Annotated in this window: 12 protein-coding genes; 9 read left to right on the top strand and 3 right to left on the bottom strand. The window is 74.1% G+C overall.

The window, feature by feature from the left end; genetic code table 11:
• Positions 1 to 33: 33 nt before the first annotated feature.
• The gene (gene rpsT, locus ACH4SE_RS10745) at positions 34 to 300 is read right to left on the bottom strand and encodes a 30S ribosomal protein S20 (protein ID WP_398542967.1); all 267 of its coding nucleotides are present in this window, start codon (positions 298 to 300) and stop codon (positions 34 to 36) included.
• 231 nt (positions 301 to 531) lie between these two features.
• Here rpsT and lepA point away from each other — a divergent pair, with 231 nt between their 5' ends.
• The 3 genes from lepA to hemW all read left to right on the top strand — a co-directional run bounded on the left by lepA (position 532) and on the right by hemW (position 5,856).
• A complete protein-coding gene (gene lepA / locus ACH4SE_RS10750; RefSeq protein WP_398542968.1) occupies positions 532 to 2,412 on the top strand; it encodes a translation elongation factor 4 in 1,881 nt (626 codons plus the stop codon).
• A 153-nt stretch (positions 2,413 to 2,565) separates the two neighbouring features.
• A complete protein-coding gene (locus ACH4SE_RS10755) occupies positions 2,566 to 4,461 on the top strand; it encodes an AMP-dependent synthetase/ligase (protein ID WP_398542969.1) in 1,896 nt (631 codons plus the stop codon).
• A gap of 162 nt (positions 4,462 to 4,623) precedes the next feature.
• The gene (hemW, locus tag ACH4SE_RS10760; RefSeq protein ID WP_398542970.1) at positions 4,624 to 5,856 is read left to right on the top strand and encodes a radical SAM family heme chaperone HemW; all 1,233 of its coding nucleotides are present in this window, start codon (positions 4,624 to 4,626) and stop codon (positions 5,854 to 5,856) included.
• A gap of 45 nt (positions 5,857 to 5,901) precedes the next feature.
• On the opposite strand, the gene ACH4SE_RS10765 is transcribed toward hemW, so the two are convergent.
• Positions 5,902 to 6,726 carry a DUF3097 domain-containing protein gene (locus ACH4SE_RS10765; RefSeq protein ID WP_398542971.1) on the bottom strand — a complete coding sequence of 275 codons (825 nt, stop codon included), beginning with the start codon at positions 6,724 to 6,726 and terminating at the stop codon, positions 5,902 to 5,904.
• A gap of 24 nt (positions 6,727 to 6,750) precedes the next feature.
• Positions 6,751 to 7,515: an MBL fold metallo-hydrolase gene (locus ACH4SE_RS10770; RefSeq protein ID WP_398543199.1), complete on the bottom strand. Its 765-nt coding sequence runs from the start codon at positions 7,513 to 7,515 to the stop codon at positions 6,751 to 6,753.
• 197 nt (positions 7,516 to 7,712) lie between these two features.
• On the opposite strand from ACH4SE_RS10770, the gene hrcA reads away from it, so the two are divergent.
• From hrcA to ACH4SE_RS10800, 6 genes are all read left to right on the top strand, one after another.
• Complete coding sequence (gene hrcA, locus ACH4SE_RS10775) at positions 7,713 to 8,729, top strand: heat-inducible transcriptional repressor HrcA (protein WP_398542972.1); 1,017 nt, start codon at positions 7,713 to 7,715, stop codon at positions 8,727 to 8,729.
• Complete coding sequence (gene dnaJ, locus ACH4SE_RS10780) at positions 8,730 to 9,863, top strand: molecular chaperone DnaJ (RefSeq protein WP_398542973.1); 1,134 nt, start codon at positions 8,730 to 8,732, stop codon at positions 9,861 to 9,863.
• Between the two features lie 342 nt (positions 9,864 to 10,205).
• Entirely contained in the window at positions 10,206 to 11,273 is a 1,068-nt protein-coding gene (locus tag ACH4SE_RS10785) for a nitronate monooxygenase (RefSeq protein ID WP_398542974.1), read from the top strand.
• Positions 11,270 to 12,013 carry a 16S rRNA (uracil(1498)-N(3))-methyltransferase gene (locus ACH4SE_RS10790; RefSeq protein ID WP_398542975.1) on the top strand — a complete coding sequence of 248 codons (744 nt, stop codon included), beginning with the start codon at positions 11,270 to 11,272 and terminating at the stop codon, positions 12,011 to 12,013. Before ACH4SE_RS10785 ends, ACH4SE_RS10790 begins: the two co-directional genes overlap by 4 nt.
• A 349-nt stretch (positions 12,014 to 12,362) precedes the next feature.
• Positions 12,363 to 12,746, top strand: a complete 384-nt coding sequence (locus ACH4SE_RS10795; protein WP_398542976.1) for a hypothetical protein — start codon at positions 12,363 to 12,365, stop codon at positions 12,744 to 12,746.
• Positions 12,747 to 12,765: 19 nt separating this feature from the next.
• Entirely contained in the window at positions 12,766 to 16,074 is a 3,309-nt protein-coding gene (locus tag ACH4SE_RS10800; protein ID WP_398542977.1) for a S41 family peptidase, read from the top strand.
• Positions 16,075 to 16,146 lie beyond the last annotated feature (72 nt).

Genomic DNA, 16,146 nt, shown 5'->3' on the forward strand with positions numbered 1-16,146 from the left:
CCGGTTGCCCGCCGTGCCGTCGGCCGGGGGTGATCAGCCCTGGAGCGCGGAGACCGACTGCGCGATGGCCGACTTCTTGTTGGCGGCCTGGTTCTTGTGGATGACGCCCTTGCTGACGGCCTTGTCCAGCTTCTTGGAGGCGGTGCGGGCGGCCTCCTGGGCCTTCGCGCTGTCGCCGGCGGCGACGGCCTCACGGGTACGGCGGATGGCCGTCTTCAGCTCGGACTTGACCGCCTTGTTGCGCTGGCGCGCCTTCTCGTTGGTCTTGTTGCGCTTGATCTGGGACTTGATGTTCGCCACGAAAGAGCCTTCTCAGGTTCGGATTCTTCTCGGTCTTCAGCGTCACCCGCGAGCGATGGGCACGCGAGCACGAGACACAGCGGCTCAGATTACCAGCAGCACCAGCGGGCTCCCAAACCGTCCGGGGGCCGCCGGCCATGGGAGTATGGAGGCTGCGTATCGATCCGACCAGCCAGCCAGGCCGCCCCGACCCACGCCGGGTGCCGCGCCTCGCGAGAAAATGGACCCTGCGTGCCCGCGACCCCTTCATCCGTGCCGGCCGACGTGCCGGAGCCGAGCCGTACCGACCCGGCGCTGATCCGCAACTTCTGCATCATCGCGCACATCGACCACGGCAAGTCAACGCTCGCCGACCGTATGCTCCAGCTCACCGGGGTCGTCGACGCGCGGCAGATGCGCGCGCAGTACCTCGACCGGATGGACATCGAGCGCGAGCGCGGCATCACGATCAAGTCGCAGGCCGTCCGGCTGCCCTGGCAGCCCACCGACGGCACCCCGGGCACCCACATCCTGAACATGATCGACACCCCCGGCCACGTCGACTTCACCTACGAGGTGTCGCGCTCGCTGGCCGCCTGCGAGGGGACGATCCTGCTGGTCGACGCGGCACAGGGCATCGAGGCGCAGACGCTCGCCAACCTCTACCTGGCGATGGAGAACGACCTCGCCATCATCCCGGTGCTGAACAAGATCGACCTGCCCGCGGCCCAGCCGGAGAAGTTCGCCGAGGAGCTGGCCAACCTGGTCGGCTGCGACCCCGGCGACGTGCTGCGGGTCTCGGCGAAGACGGGTGTCGGGGTGGACGCGCTGCTGGACCGGGTGGTGCGGGACGTGCCCCCGCCGGTGGGCGTGGCCGGCGCGCCCGCCCGTGCGATGATCTTCGACTCCGTCTACGACTCCTACCGCGGCGTGGTCACCTACGTCCGGGTCATCGACGGGCAGCTCACCAGGCGCGAGCGGATCCGGATGATGTCCACCGGCGCCACCCACGAGCTGCTGGAGATCGGCACCAACTCGCCGGAGATGCTGCCGGCCGACGGCCTGGGCGTCGGCGAGGTCGGCTACCTCATCACCGGTGTGAAGGACGTCCGGCAGTCCAAGGTCGGTGACACCATCACCACCCAGAACGCCGGGGCCACCGAGGCGCTCGGGGGCTACAAGGACCCCAAGCCGATGGTCTTCTCCGGCCTCTACCCGCTGGACGGCTCGGACTACCCCGAGCTGCGCGAGGCCCTCGACAAGCTCCAGCTCAACGACGCCGCCCTGGTCTACGAGCCCGAGACGTCCGCGGCCCTCGGCTTCGGCTTCCGCGTCGGCTTCCTCGGCCTGCTGCACCTGGACGTGATCCGCGAGCGGCTGGAGCGCGAGTTCGGCCTCGACCTGATCGCGACCGCGCCGAACGTCGTCTACCGGGTGCTGATGGAGGACGGCCAGGAGCACGTCGTCACGAATCCGAGCGAATTCCCCGAGGGCAAGATCGCGGAGGTCTTCGAGCCCGTCGTGCGGGCCACGGTGCTCGCCCCGACCGAGTTCATCGGCGCGATCATGGAGCTGTGCCAGACCCGGCGCGGCAGCCTGCTCGGCATGGACTACCTCTCCGAGGACCGGGTCGAGATCCGCTACACCCTGCCGCTCGCCGAGATCGTCTTCGACTTCTTCGACAACCTGAAGTCGAAGACCCGCGGCTACGCCTCGCTGGACTACGAGCCCACGGGCGAGCAGAGCGCCGACCTGGTCAAGGTCGACATCCTGCTGCACGGCGACAAGGTGGACGCCTTCTCGGCGATCACCCACAAGGAGAAGGCGTACGCGTACGGTGTGCGGCTGGTCGCCAAGCTGCGCGAGCTGATCCCGCGGCAGAACTTCGAGGTGCCGATCCAGGCCGCGATCGGCGCCCGGGTCATCGCCCGCGAGACGGTGCGCGCGATCCGCAAGGACGTGCTCGCCAAGTGCTACGGCGGTGACATCTCGCGCAAGCGCAAGCTGCTGGAGAAGCAGAAGGAGGGCAAGAAGCGGATGAAGATGGTCGGCAGCGTCGAGGTGCCGCAGGAGGCCTTCATCGCGGTGCTCTCCACGGACTCGGACGGCGGGGACTCCAAGTCCAGGAAGTAGTCCAGGAAGCAGACCGGGAAGCGACTCCGTCCCGAGGTCCCGGCCCCGATGCGCTGGGCTTTCCCCCTTACGCGCCGGGCGCCGGGCCTCTACTCTGATCCGACGGATAGGTTACTGGTGAGTTAAGAACGCGCTCGTGCCCGGAGGATGACGGTGACCGACACACAGACGTTGCTAGAGAACCGGCCGCCCTCCGTGGCGGCGCTCTTCCTGGAGCGGGTCGCGGACACCCCGGACGCCGAGGCGTACCGCTACCCCGTGCCGCCGGAGAGCGGCGAGGGGCCGGACGGCTGGAAGTCCCTCACCTGGGCGGACGCCGCCCGCCGGGTGCACGCGATCGCGGCCGGGCTGATGGACCTCGGGGTGCGCCCCGAGGAGCGGGTCGCGATCGCCGCCAACACCTCGGTCGAGTGGATCCTCGCCGACCTCGGCGTGCTGTGCGCGGGCGCGGCCACCACGACGGTCTACCCCAGCACCAACGCCGAGGAGACCGCGTTCATCCTCGCCGACTCCGGCAGCCGCGTCCTCATCGCCGAGAACGCCGCGCAGCTGGCCAAGGCGTACGAGTGCCGCGCGGAGCTGCCCGAGCTGGCGCACGTCGTCGTCATCGACCCCGAGGACGGCGCCGACGCGCTCGACGACTCCGGTGACGGCTGGGTCCTCTCCCTCGCCGAGCTGGAGAAGCGCGGCGACGCCTACCTGGCCGAGCACCCCGCGGCCGTCACCGACGCGGTGGCCGCGCTCACGAAGGACCAGCTCGCCACCCTCATCTACACCTCCGGCACCACCGGGCGCCCCAAGGGCGTACGGCTGCCGCACGACTGCTGGTCCTACATGGCGCGCGCCATCCAGGCCGTCGGCCTCCTCGAACCCGAGGACGTGCAGTACCTGTGGCTGCCGCTCGCGCACGTCTTCGGCAAGGTGCTCACCGCCGGGCAGATCGCGGTGGGGCACATCACCGCCGTCGACGGCCGGGTCGACAAGATCATCGAGAACCTGCCGGTCGTCCAGCCCACCTACATGGCCGCGGTGCCGCGCATCTTCGAGAAGGTCTACAACGGTGTCGCGGCCAAGGCCCGCGCGGGCGGCGCGGCCAAGTACCGGATCTTCCAGTGGGCCGCCGGCGTCGCCCGCGACTACGCCAAGGCCACCCAGAACAGCATGCGGCTCACCGGCGTCCCCACCGCGCCGCTCGGCCTGCGCGCGCAGCACGCGCTCGCCGACAAGCTCGTCTACGGCAAGCTCCGCGAGGCCTTCGGCGGCCGGCTGCGCGCCTGCGTGTCCGGCTCCGCCGCGCTCGCCCCCGAGATCGGCTACTTCTTCGCGGGCGCCGGCATCCACATCCTGGAGGGCTACGGCCTCACCGAGTCCAGTGCCGCGAGCTTCGTCAACCCCGGCGAGAACTACCGCACCGGCACCGTCGGGAAGGCCCTCCCGGGCCTGGAGGTGCGCATCGCCGAGGAGGACGGCGAGATCCTGCTCCGCGGCCCCGGCATCATGCAGGGCTACCACGGCCTGCCCGAGAAGACCGCGGAGGTCCTGGAACCGGACGGCTGGTTCCACACCGGCGACATCGGTGAGCTCTCCCCGGACGGCTTCCTCAAGATCACCGACCGCAAGAAGGACCTCATCAAGTCCTCCAACGGCAAGTACATCGCCCCCGCGGAGGTCGAGGGCCGCTTCAAGGCGGTGTGCCCGTACGTCAGCAACGTCCTCGTCCTCGGCGGCGGCCGCAGCTTCTGCACGGCGCTCATCGCCCTCGACGAGCCCGCCATCCTCGCCTGGGCCGAGGACAACGGCCTCGGCGGCCGGGCGTACGCCGACCTCGTCCGCACCGAGGAGGTCCGCGTGCTCATGGACGGCTACGTCCAGAGCGTCAACGAGGGGCTCCAGCGGTGGGAGCAGATCCGGCGGTACCGGCTCCTGCCCCGCGACCTGGACGTCGAGCACGGCGACCTCACGCCGAGCCTCAAGCTCAAGCGGCCCGTGGTCGAGCGGGAGTTCGCCCCCCTCGTCGACGAGATGTACGCGGGCTCCCGCGAGTCCTAGCCCCCACGGGGGCGGTCGCGCTCCGGGGTGCCCCGGGGCGAGAAGGGGCGCGGGGCGCCGCGCGGTAAGGCCCCACCGGCCGTGAGGGCGGGCGGGGCGCCGAGGGAGGCGTCCCGCGGGCGGGCGGGGAGGGGGACCCGCCGGGTGACGGATACTGGGGGGATGCCTTCCGTACTGCCCGAAGGGGAAGCCGTGCCCCGGGACGGGGCCCTGCCCGCGCAGGCCCTGGCCCGCGCGGCGTCGCGCCCGCTCGGTTTCTACCTGCACGTGCCGTACTGCGCCACCCGCTGCGGGTACTGCGACTTCAACACCTACACCGCGACGGAGCTGCGCGGCTCCGGCGGCGCGCTCGCCTCGCGGGAGAACTACGCCGACGTCCTCGTCGACGAGATCCGGCTCGCCCGCAAGGTGCTGGGGGACGACCCGCGCCCGGTCGAGACGGTCTTCGTGGGCGGCGGAACGCCCACCCTCCTGCCCGCCGCGGACCTCGTCCGCATGCTGCGCGCCCTCCGCGAGGAGTTCGGGCTCGCCCCGGACGCGGAGGTCACGACGGAGGCGAACCCGGAGTCCGTCGACCCGGCGTATCTCGCCGAGCTGCGCGAGGGCGGCTTCACCCGGGTGTCCTTCGGCATGCAGTCCGCCCGCCCGCACGTGCTGAAGGTCCTGGACCGCACCCACACCCCGGGCCGCCCGGAGGCGTGCGTGGCCGAGGCGCGGGCGGCGGGCTTCGAGCACGTCAACCTCGACCTGATCTACGGCACGCCGGGCGAATCCGACGACGACTGGCGCGCGTCCCTGGACGCGGCGGTCGGCGCGGGCCCCGACCACGTCTCCGCTTACGCGCTCATCGTCGAGGACGGTACGCGGCTGGCCTCGCGCATCCGCCGCGGCGAGGTGCCGATGACCGACGACGACGAGCACGCCGACCGCTACCTGATCGCCGACGAGCGGCTCGCCGCGGCGGGCTACTCCTGGTACGAGGTCTCGAACTGGGCGACCACGGACGCCGCCCGGTGCCGCCACAACGAGCTGTACTGGACCGGGGCGGACTGGTGGGGCGCGGGCCCCGGCGCGCACAGCCACGTCGGCGGGGTGCGCTGGTGGAACGTGAAGCACCCCGGCGCCTACGCCCAGGCCCTCGCCGAGTCCCGCACCCCCGGCGCGGGCCGCGAGGTCCTCACGGCCGAGGACCGCCGTGTCGAGCGCGTCCTCCTGGAACTCCGGCTCGCCGCGGGCTGCCCCCTGGACATCCTCACGGACGCGGGCCGCGCCGCCGCCGCCCGCGCCCTCCACGACGGCCTCCTCGCCCCGGCCCCCTACGCCGACGGCCGCGCCGCCCTGACCCTCAGGGGCCGCCTGCTGGCCGACGCGGTGGTGCGGGACCTGACGGACTAGGCGGGCCGTGCTCCGGGGCGCCTCCCACGGCCCCCGCCGGGCGGCCTACGGCACGGTCACGAAGTCGATCAGCCTCTCCACCGCCCCCAGCAGCTCGGGCCGCAGGTCCTTGTAGGACCGCACGCCCGCCAGGATGCGGGCCCACGCCTCGCCGGTGCTCATGTTCCAGCCCAGCGCGTCGCAGACCCCGCTCTTCCAGTCCTGGCCGCGCGGCACCCGCGGCCACTCCGGGATGCCGACCGAGGACGGCTTGACGGCCTCCCAGACGTCGACGAAGGGGTGGCCCACGACGAGCACGTCCGCCCCGGACACCCGGGCGGCGATGCGGGACTCCTTCGAGCCGGGCACGAGGTGGTCGACGAGGACGCCGAGGCGTGCGCCGGGCGCGGGGCCGAAGGCGTCGACGATTGAGGGGAGGTCGTCGACGCCCTCCAGGAACTCCACCGCGACGCCTTCGACCCGCAGGTCGTGGCCCCACACCCGCTCGACGAGCTCCGCGTCGTGCTTGCCCTCGACGTAGATGCGCCCGGCCCGCGCGACGCGCGCCTTCGCGCCGGGGACGGCGATCGAGCCGGAGGCGGACAGCAGCGGCCCGCGCGGTTTCGGCGCGCCCTGCGGCCGCACCAGGGTGACGGCGCGGCCGTCGATGAGGAAGCCGCCCGGCACCATCGGGAAGACCCGGTGCTTGCCGAAGCGGTCCTCCAGCGTGACCGTCAGGCCCTCCGCGGTCTTCTCGCAGCGCACCACCGCGCCGCAGAAGCCCGTGGCGGCCTCCTCGACCACGAGATCGGGCTCGGCCGGGACCTCGGGGGCGGGGGCCGACTTCTTCCACGGCGGGGTCAGGTCGCCGTCGTACGTCCTGCTGCGCATGCGGGCGATCGTAACGAGCCCGCGTCAGCTTCCGGCGGCGAACCGCTCGGCGAGCGCGTCCCGCTGGGCGCGGACGAAGCGCGCGTCGACCACGGCGCCGTGGCCGGGCACGTAGCGGCCGGTCTCGCCGCCGAGGGCGAGGAGGACGTCGAGGGTGCCGGGCCAGCGGTCCGGGACGGCGTCCTCGTCCGCCTGGGGTTCGCCGGACTCCTCGACGAGGTCGCCGCAGAAGACGACCGTGGGGTCGCTCGCGGTGCCGCCGGGCACCACCACGACGAGGTCGTGGTCGGTGTGCCCGGTCCCGGGGTGCACGAGGCGCACGAGGCGTTCGCCCAGGTCGATGACGGTCTCCCCGGCGACCGGCCGGGTCGGCGGGGCGAGCGCGGCCGCCGCCTGCGCGGCCTCCGCCGGGTCGGTGCCGTGGGCGACGGCGCCGGCCCACAGCGCGTCCCCCTGCGCGCGCAGGAGGCCGCCGAGCGCGCGGTGACCGTAGATCTCGGCGCCGGGGAAGGCGGCGGCGCCGAGGACGTGGTCGAAGTGGCCGTGCGTGAGGACGACGTGGGTGACGTCACGGCCGGTGAGCGCGGCGACCTGCGCGCGCAGCTCGGCGCCCTCGCGCAGCGTGGAGCCGGTGTCCACCAGCAGCACCGCGTCGGCGCCGACGACCAGGCCGATCGTCACGTCGAGGTGCGGCAGCCGGCGCCGGGCGACGCCGGGAGCGAGGTGCTCCCACGACGTGCCGCCCGCAGCGTCCGAACCGTCCGCGCCCGGGTCCTCGGTGCCGTCCACAGATTCCACGGGGGTGACCGTATCGCCGCGGCGGGGCCGCCCGCCGCCGGCTCCCCGCAACGGTGCGCCGCGCACCCTTGCCGAGTCCTTGTTGCCTCGCCGTACACTGGCTCCGGGGAAGCTGGCACTCGAAACGCAGGAGTGCCAGGGTATTGGCAGGGTACGGACACGGCACGAAACCGGCAGGGAGGTGCGCGATGCTGAGCGAACGCAGACTCGAGGTCCTGCGCGCCATCGTGCAGGACTACGTCGGCACCGAGGAACCGGTCGGTTCCAAGGCACTCACGGAGCGCCACAACCTCGGCGTCTCGCCCGCCACCGTGCGCAACGACATGGCGGTGCTGGAGGACGAGGGGTACATCGCCCAGCCGCACACCAGCGCCGGCCGCATCCCCACCGACAAGGGCTACCGGCTCTTCGTCGACAAGATGGCCGGCGTCAAGCCGCTCTCGTCCGCCGAGCGGCGCGCGATCCAGAACTTCCTGGAAGGCGCCGTCGACCTCGACGACGTGGTGGCCCGCACCGTACGGCTGCTGGCACAGCTCACCCGGCAGGTCGCCGTCGTGCAGTACCCGTCGCTGACCCGCTCCGCGGTCCGGCACGTCGAACTGCTCGCGCTCGCGCCCGCCCGGCTGATGCTGGTGCTCATCACCGACACCGGCCGGGTCGAGCAGCGCCTCGTCGACTGCGCGGCCCCGGTCACCGAGACCGTGCTCGCCGACCTGCGGGCGCGGCTCAACAGCCGGGTCGTCGGCCGCCGGTTCGCCGACGTGCCCCCGCTGGTGCAGGATCTGCCGGAAAGCTTCGAGGCCGACGACCGGCCCGCCGTCGCCGGTGTGCTGTCCACCCTGCTGGAAACCCTCGTCGAGCGTCCCGAAGAGCGCATCATGCTGGGCGGCGCGGCGAACCTCACCCGGTTCAACCACGACTTCCCGCTCACGATCAGACCCGTGCTCGAAGCCCTGGAAGAGCAGATGGTGCTGCTGAAACTGCTCGGCGAGGCCACCGACTCCGCGATGACCGTGCGGATCGGGCATGAGAATTTTCACGAGGGCCTCAACTCCACCTCGGTCGTGGCCGTCGGCTACGGTTCCGGCGACGAGGCAGTCGCCAAACTCGGCGTGGTCGGACCGACCCGCATGGACTACCCCGGAACGATGGGAGCGGTACGCGCAGTGGCACGTTACGTCGGACAGATCCTGGCGGAGTCGTAAGTGGCCACGGACTACTACGCCGTACTGGGCGTACGCCGCGACGCAGGTCCCGATGAGATCAAGAAGGCCTTCCGCCGTCTTGCCCGGGAGCTGCACCCTGACGTCAATCCGGACCCCAAGACGCAGGAGCGGTTCAAGGAGATCAACGCCGCCTACGAGGTGCTCTCCGACCCGCAGAAGAAGCAGGTCTACGACCTCGGGGGCGACCCGCTGTCCGCCACCGGCGGCGGGGCGGGCGGCGGCTTCGGCGGCGGTTTCGGAAACTTCAGCGACATCATGGACGCGTTCTTCGGCCAGTCGTCGCAGCGCGGTCCGCGCTCGCGCGTCCGGCGCGGCCAGGACGCCATGATCCGGCTGGAGATCGACCTCGAAGAGGCCGCCTTCGGCACCACCAAGGACATCCAGGTCGACACCGCGGTCACCTGCGGCACCTGCAACGGCGAGGGCGCCGCGCCCGGCACCGCCGCGCAGACGTGCGACATGTGCCGCGGCCGGGGCGAGGTGTCCCAGGTCACCCGCTCCTTCCTCGGCCAGGTCATGACCTCGCGGCCCTGCCCGCAGTGCCAGGGCTTCGGCACGGTCGTGCCCACCCCCTGCCCCGAGTGCGCGGGCGACGGCCGGGTCCGCTCGCGGCGCACCCTCACCGTCAAGATCCCCGCGGGCGTCGACAACGGCACCCGCATCCAGCTCGCGGGCGAGGGCGAGGTCGGCCCCGGCGGCGGCCCCGCCGGCGACCTCTACGTCGAGATCCGCGAGACCGCCCACCCGGTCTTCCAGCGCCGCGGCGACGACCTGCACTGCACGGTCACCATCCCGATGACGGCGGCGGCGCTCGGCACGAAGTGCCCGCTGGAGACGCTGGACGGGGTGGAGGAGATCGACATCCGGCCCGGCACGCAGTCCGGCCAGTCGATCCCGCTCCACCAGCGCGGCATCACCCACCTCCGCGGCGGCGGCCGCGGCGACCTCGTCGTCCACGTCGAGGTCGTGACCCCGAACAAGCTCGACGCCGAGCAGGAGGAGCTGCTCCGCCGCCTCGCCAAGGCGCGCGGCGAGGAGCGCCCCACCGGCCAGTTCGCCCCCGGTCAGCAGGGCCTCTTCTCACGGCTGAAGGACGCGTTCAACGGCCGCTGAGCGCGTGCCGCGGTGACCTGCCGCCCCTGCGGGGGCGGCGCGCCGTCCCCGCAGGGCGCGGCGCACGGCGCCGCCCCCGCCGCGCCGGGCAGCCACCAGGGGCGCGGGGACCGCGTGGGCAACCACCCACCGGGGCGCGCGGGCCGTCCCCGGCCCGAAGGGGCGGTCGCCGTCGTGTCCGGGCCTCCGGGCGGTGGCGGGCCGGTCACCTCCGGCTAGTGGTCGTGTCCGGGCCTCCGGCCGGTGGGCGCCGGTCACCACCGGCCGGTCCCGTAGTTTCCCGTGCCCCTGGCACCACCGCCCTCCGCGAGGGCGCCCCCGCGGGGCGCTTAGGGTAGGCGCATGGCTGCTGCGGCACACCTGCCGACATTCTCGGCACTTCCGATCGTGCAGGCCCCCATGGCGGGCGGCGCGGCGAATCCGCGCCTGGCCGCGGCGGTGGCCGCGGCCGGCGGGTTCGGCTTCCTGGCTGCCGGCTACAAGACGCCCGAGGCGATGTACGAGGAGATCCGCCAGCTCCGCGACCAGAGCACGCGGCCCTTCGGGGTGAACGTGTTCATGCCGCAGCTCCCGGCGACGGACCCCTCCGCCGTGGCGGTGTACGCCGAGCAGCTCGCGGGCGAGGAGGCCTGGTACGGGGTGCCGCTGGGCGACCCGGAGGCGGGCGGCCTCGACGACGCGTACGACGCCAAGGTCGCGATCCTGCTGGAGGACCCTGTCCCCGTGGTGAGCTTCACCTTCGGCTGCCCGGCCCGCAGGGTGCTGGACGCCTTCCGGAAGGCGGGCACGTACACCGTCGTGACGGTCACCACCGTGGCGGAGGCGCGGGCCGCGGAGGCCGCGGGCGCCGACGCGCTGTGCGTGCAGGGCGTGGAGGCCGGGGGCCACCGGGGCACGCATCGCGACGACCCGCTGCTCGACGGCACCGGCGACGGCCTGCTCGCGCTGCTGCCGCAGGTGCGCGAGGCGGTGGCGCTGCCGCTGTTCGCCGCCGGCGGGCTGATGCGCGGCGGGCAGGTCGCCGCGGTGCTCGCGGCGGGCGCGGACGCGGCGCAGCTCGGCACGGCGTTTTTGGTGTGCCCGGAGTCCGGGGCGAGCCCGCTGCACAAGCAGGCGCTGACGGATCCGGTGTTCACCCGCACCGAGATGACCCGGGCCTTCTCCGGGCGCCCGGCCCGGGCGCTGGTCAACCGCTTCGTCCGCGAGCACGGGCGGTACGCGCCGCCCGGCTATCCGCAGGTCCACCATCTGACCGCGCCGCTGCGCAGGGCGGCCGCGGCCGCGGGGGACGCGCAGGGCATGGCGCTGTGGGCGGGGCAGGGCCACCGGCTGGCCCGGGAGGAGTCCGCGGGGCGGCTCGTGGAGCTGCTCGCCGAGGAGATGCGGGCCGCGCAGGGGGCGGGGGCATGACCGCGCCGGTCTTCCTGGTCGGGCCGGACGCGCTCGACGGCGGCCCCGCGCTCGTCACCCTGGACGGGCCCGAGGGACGGCACGCCGTGTCCGTACGGCGGCTCCAGCCGGGCGAGGAGGTCGTCCTGACGGACGGGGCGGGGCGGGGCGCGTACGGCGTCGTCGCGGCGGCCCGCGGCAAGGACGAGCTCGACGTCGAGGTGCACGGGATCCGCGTCGAGGAGGAGCCGGTGCTCCGGATCACCGTCGTCCAGGCCCTCCCCAAGGGCGACCGCGGCGAACTCGCCGTCGAGACGATGACCGAGGCCGGGGTGGACGCGGTCGTGCCGTGGGCGGCGGGGCGCTGCGTCACGCAGTGGCGCGGGGAGCGGGGCGCGAAGTCGCTCGCGAAGTGGCGGGCGACCGCGCGGGAGGCCGCGAAGCAGGCCAGGCGGCTGCGGTTTCCCGAGGTCGCGGACCTCGCGTCGACGCGGCAGCTGTGCGGGCTGCTGCGTGCGGCGGACTTCGCCGGGGTCCTCCACGAGGAGGGCTCCCTGCCGCTGGCCACCGCGGCGCTGCCCGCCGCCGGGTCGGTCGTCCTCGTCGTCGGCCCCGAGGGCGGGGTGGCGCCCGAGGAGCTGGCCGCCTTCGCGGAGGCGGGCGCCTCCCCGTACCGCCTCGGCCCCACCGTGCTGCGCACCTCCACCGCCGGCGTCGCCGCCGTCTCCCTCCTCCAGACCCGCACCGGCCGCTGGTCCTGACGGTCCGGGCGCCGGGCCGCCCCGGGCGGTGACGTCCGCGATCCTCCCCCGGTGGGTGGCTTGTCGCGCAGTGCCCCGCGCCCCTGGCGGTCGCCCTCCGCGCGCAGGGTGAGCGTTCGCCCGGGGCGCGCTCAGGCCCACCGGGAAGCAGGCGCCATGCCACGTGGCGGTCACCCAGGGGCCCCGCGCGCGGAAGTCCGCGCAACGCACCTCGCGGGGCACCCGGTGGCGCGGAGCGGCACCCGCGGACGCGGCAACTCACCCCCGAAGGGGGGACCTTGCCCCGTAAGGGGTGAATCGGCCGCGCGGGGGATGGACCCGCGGGCAGCGCCGCAGCACCGTAGGGCGCATGGGAAAGGCCAGGAGAACGTGGGCGGTTGCCGCCCTCCTCACCGCGGCGGCGGCAGCCGCCACCGCGTGCGAGCCCGCCGACGGCCTCGGCAGCAGTGCCGTCTCCGTGACGACGGACCAGCTGGCGACGCACGCCCTCGAACACCGGGGCGTCGACGTCCAGTGGCTCTCGTGCAGCGCACGGTCCAGAACGCACAGCGCGGGCGTCGACTGCGTGGGGCGCACCGAGGACGACCGCAGGATCGCCGTGACGGGCAACGTCACCGAGCAGCTCGACGACCTGTGCGTGCGCGGCAGACTGACGGCGACGGTCGGCGCGGAGCGGGTCTTCTCCGTGGACGGGCTCGGGAACTGCGACGGACGGCATACTGCGGGGAGTTGATCGAAGTTAATGTGGTCGGGTGACGCAGCCGACACCGAATCACCAGCCTTCGTACCTGAGGCACCCGCACCCGCACGGTGAGCTGATCGCCTTCACGGCGGAGGACGACGTGTGGGTCGCGCCGCTGGACGGCGGCCGCGCCTGGCGGATCAGCGCGGACAACATGCCCGTGGGCCGCCCCCGTGTGTCGCCGGACGGCGCGTGCGTGGCGTGGACGTCGACGCGGGACGGCGCGCCCGAGGTGCACGTGGCGCCGCTGGACGGCGGCCCCTCTCGGCGGCTGACGTACTGGGGCGACCCGCGCACGGCGGTGCGCGGCTGGACGCCGGACGGCGCGCTGGTGGTGACGACGGGCCACGGCCAGGCGTCGGGCCGCCGCACGTGGGCCCGTACGGTGCCGCTGGACGGCGGACCGGGCGAGCTGCTGCCCTTCGGGCCGGTCGGCGACGTGGCGTACGGGCCGGACGGCGCCGTGCTGCTGCTCTCCGTGACGATGGGCCGGGAGGCGGCGTACTGGAAGCGCTACCGGGGCGGCACCGCGGGCAAGCTGTGGCTGGACGCGCGCGGTGACGGCGGCTTCGTGCGGGTGCACGCGGAACTGGACGGCAACATCGAGTGCCCGATGTGGGTGGGCGGCCGGATCGCGTTCCTGTCCGACCACGAGGGCGTCGGCGCGCTCTGGTCGAGCCTCCCGGACGGTACGGACCTGCGCCGCCACAGCGGCGCCGGGGACACCTCCCGGACAGGGCCCGGAGAGGGCTTCTACGCCCGCCACGCGGGTACGGACGGCTCCCGTGTCGCGTGGACGAGCGGCGGCGTCCTGCACGTCCTGGACAGCCTCGACGACGCGGAGCCCCGCCGTCTGGACGTCGCCCTCGGCGGGCAGCGCGCCGACCTCCAGCCGCACCCCGTGCGCGCGGCCCACTACCTGGGCGGTGCGCGGCCGGACCACACCGGGCGGGGCAGCGCGGTCGAGGTGCGCGGCACCACGCACTGGGTCACCCACCGCGGCGGCCCGGCCCGTGTGCTCGCGGCCGAGCCCGGGGTGCGCACCCGGCTGCCGCGGGTCTTCGCGCCGGGCGGCGCGGACGGCGAGCAGCACGTGGTGTGGGTGACGGACGCGGAGGGCGAGGACGCGCTGGAGCTGGCGCCCGCGCTGGGCCTGCCGCCCGGGACCGCGCCGCGGCGGCTCGCGGCGGGCCGGCTGGGCCGGGTGCTGGAGATGGAGGTGTCGCCGGACGGGCACCGGATCGCCGTCGCCTCGCACGACGGCCGGGTGCTGCTGGTGGAGACGCAGACCGGCGAGATCCGCGAGGTCGCCACGAGCGACGCCGGGGACGCGACGGGCCTGGCCTTCTCGCCGGACTCGGCGTGGCTGGCGTGGTCCGCGCCGGGACCGGGCGAGCTGCGGCAGCTCAAGCTGGCCTCGACGGCGGATCTGGCGGTGGTCGACGCGACACCGCTGCGCTTCGCCGACTTCGCGCCCGCCTTCACCTCGGACGGCCGCCACCTGGCCTTCCTGTCGGAGCGCTCCTTCGACCCGGTCTACGACGCGCACGTCTTCGACCTGGCCTTCACCAACGCCTGCCGCCCGTACCTGATCACGCTCGCGGCCACGACGCCCTCGCCCTTCGGCCCGCAGCGCCAGGGCCGCCCGTACGACGGCGAGGACGAGGCCCCGGGCGGCGCGGGCGAGGACGACAAGTCCCGTGACAAGGCCGAGGGCGAGGGGAAGGGTGACGGGCCGCGCGTCCCGGCGACCACCGTGGACACCGTGGGGCTCGCCGACCGCATCGTGCCCTTCCCCGTCGAGGCGGCCCGCTACTCGGGCCTGCGCGCGGCCAAGGGCGGCGTGCTGTGGCTGCGGCACCCGCTGACCGGCGTGCTCGGCTCGGGTCTGGCCACGCCGGAGGCGCAGCCGCCGGACACCGTGCTGGAGCGCTACGACCTGGCGCAGCTGCGGCTGGAGGAGATCGCCGACGACGCCGACGACTTCGCGGTCACCGGCGACGGCACCAGGGTGCTGCTGCGGGCGGGCGGGCGGCTGCGGGTGGTGCCCGCCGACAGCAAGGCCGACTCCGACGACGACTCGGGCAGCGCGGTCACCGTCGACCTGTCGCGCGTCCGGGTCACCGTGCGGCCGCAGGACGAGTGGCGGCAGATGTTCGCCGAGACGCACCGGCTGGCCCGGGACAACTTCTGGCGCCCGGACATGGGCGGCCTGGACTGGGACGGCGTCGCCGAGCGCTACCGCCCGCTGCTGGACCGCGTCGCGACCCACGACGACCTGGTCGACCTGCTGTGGGAGCTGCACGGCGAGCTGGGCACCTCGCACGCCTACGTCTCCCCGCCCGGCGGCTACCGCGACCCGCTCCAGCGGCAGGGACTGCTGGGAGCCGACCTGTCCCGTACGCCCGAGGGCCTGTGGCGGGTGGACCGGGTGCTGCCCGGCGAGTCCTCCGACCCGGCGGCCCGCTCGCCGCTGTCCGCGCCGGGTGTCGCGGTGCGCGCGGGCGACGTGCTGCTCGCGGTGGACGGCCACCCGGTGGACCCGGTGGCCGGGCCGGGGCCGCTGCTGGTGGGCACCGCGGGCAAGCCGGTGGAGCTGACGGTGCAGCCCGCGCAGGGCGGCGCCGTACGCCACGTGGTGGCGGTGCCGCTCGACGACGAGGAGCCGCTGCGCTACCACGACTGGGTGGCCGGCCGTCGCGCGCACGTCCACGCGGCGTCCGGCGGGCGGCTGGGCTATCTGCACGTGCCGGACATGGTCGGCAACGGCTGGGCGCAGCTGCACCGCGACCTGCGGGTGGAGGTGGCCCGCGAGGGCCTGGTGGTCGACGTGCGGGAGAACCGCGGCGGCCACACCTCGCAGCTGGTGGTGGAGAAGCTGGCCCGGCGGATCATCGGCTGGGACGTGCCGCGCGGCAGCCGGCCGATGAGCTACCCGCTGGACGCCCCGCGCGGTCCGGTCGTGGCGGTGGCCAACGAGTTCTCCGGCTCGGACGGCGACGTGGTCAACGCGGCCATCCGGGCGCTGAACATCGGCCCGGTCGTCGGCACCCGCACGTGGGGCGGCGTCATCGGCATCGACAACCGCTACCAGCTGGTGGACGGCACGGGCGTGACGCAGCCCAAGTACGCCTTCTGGCTGGAGGGCTACGGCTGGGACGTGGAGAACCACGGGGTCGACCCGGACGTCGAGGTGGTGTGCGCGCCGCAGCAGTGGGCGGCGGGCCAGGACCCGCAGCTGGACACCGCCGTGGAGCTGGCGCTGCGCGCCCTGGACGAGCGCCCCGCGAAGACCGCGCCGGAGCTTCCGCCGCTGTAGCCCGTACGGGCCGTACGCGCGCCGGGGGCACGCGTACGGCCGGTACGATGCGAAGCCCTGTAGCCCTGCGAG

The organism is Streptomyces sp. NPDC020983, assembly GCF_044333485.1.
Lineage (GTDB): Bacteria > Actinomycetota > Actinomycetes > Streptomycetales > Streptomycetaceae > Actinacidiphila.

Coding starts and splice junctions, on each gene's coding strand:
- hemW (WP_398542970.1), top strand. CDS start 4,624: ATGCCTTCCGTACTGCCCGAAGGGGAAGCCGTGCCCCGGGACGGGGCC.
- ACH4SE_RS10765 (WP_398542971.1), bottom strand. CDS start 6,726: ATGCGCAGCAGGACGTACGACGGCGACCTGACCCCGCCGTGGAAGAAG.
- hrcA (WP_398542972.1), top strand. CDS start 7,713: ATGCTGAGCGAACGCAGACTCGAGGTCCTGCGCGCCATCGTGCAGGAC.
- ACH4SE_RS10785 (WP_398542974.1), top strand. CDS start 10,206: ATGGCTGCTGCGGCACACCTGCCGACATTCTCGGCACTTCCGATCGTG.
- ACH4SE_RS10790 (WP_398542975.1), top strand. CDS start 11,270: ATGACCGCGCCGGTCTTCCTGGTCGGGCCGGACGCGCTCGACGGCGGC.
- ACH4SE_RS10795 (WP_398542976.1), top strand. CDS start 12,363: ATGGGAAAGGCCAGGAGAACGTGGGCGGTTGCCGCCCTCCTCACCGCG.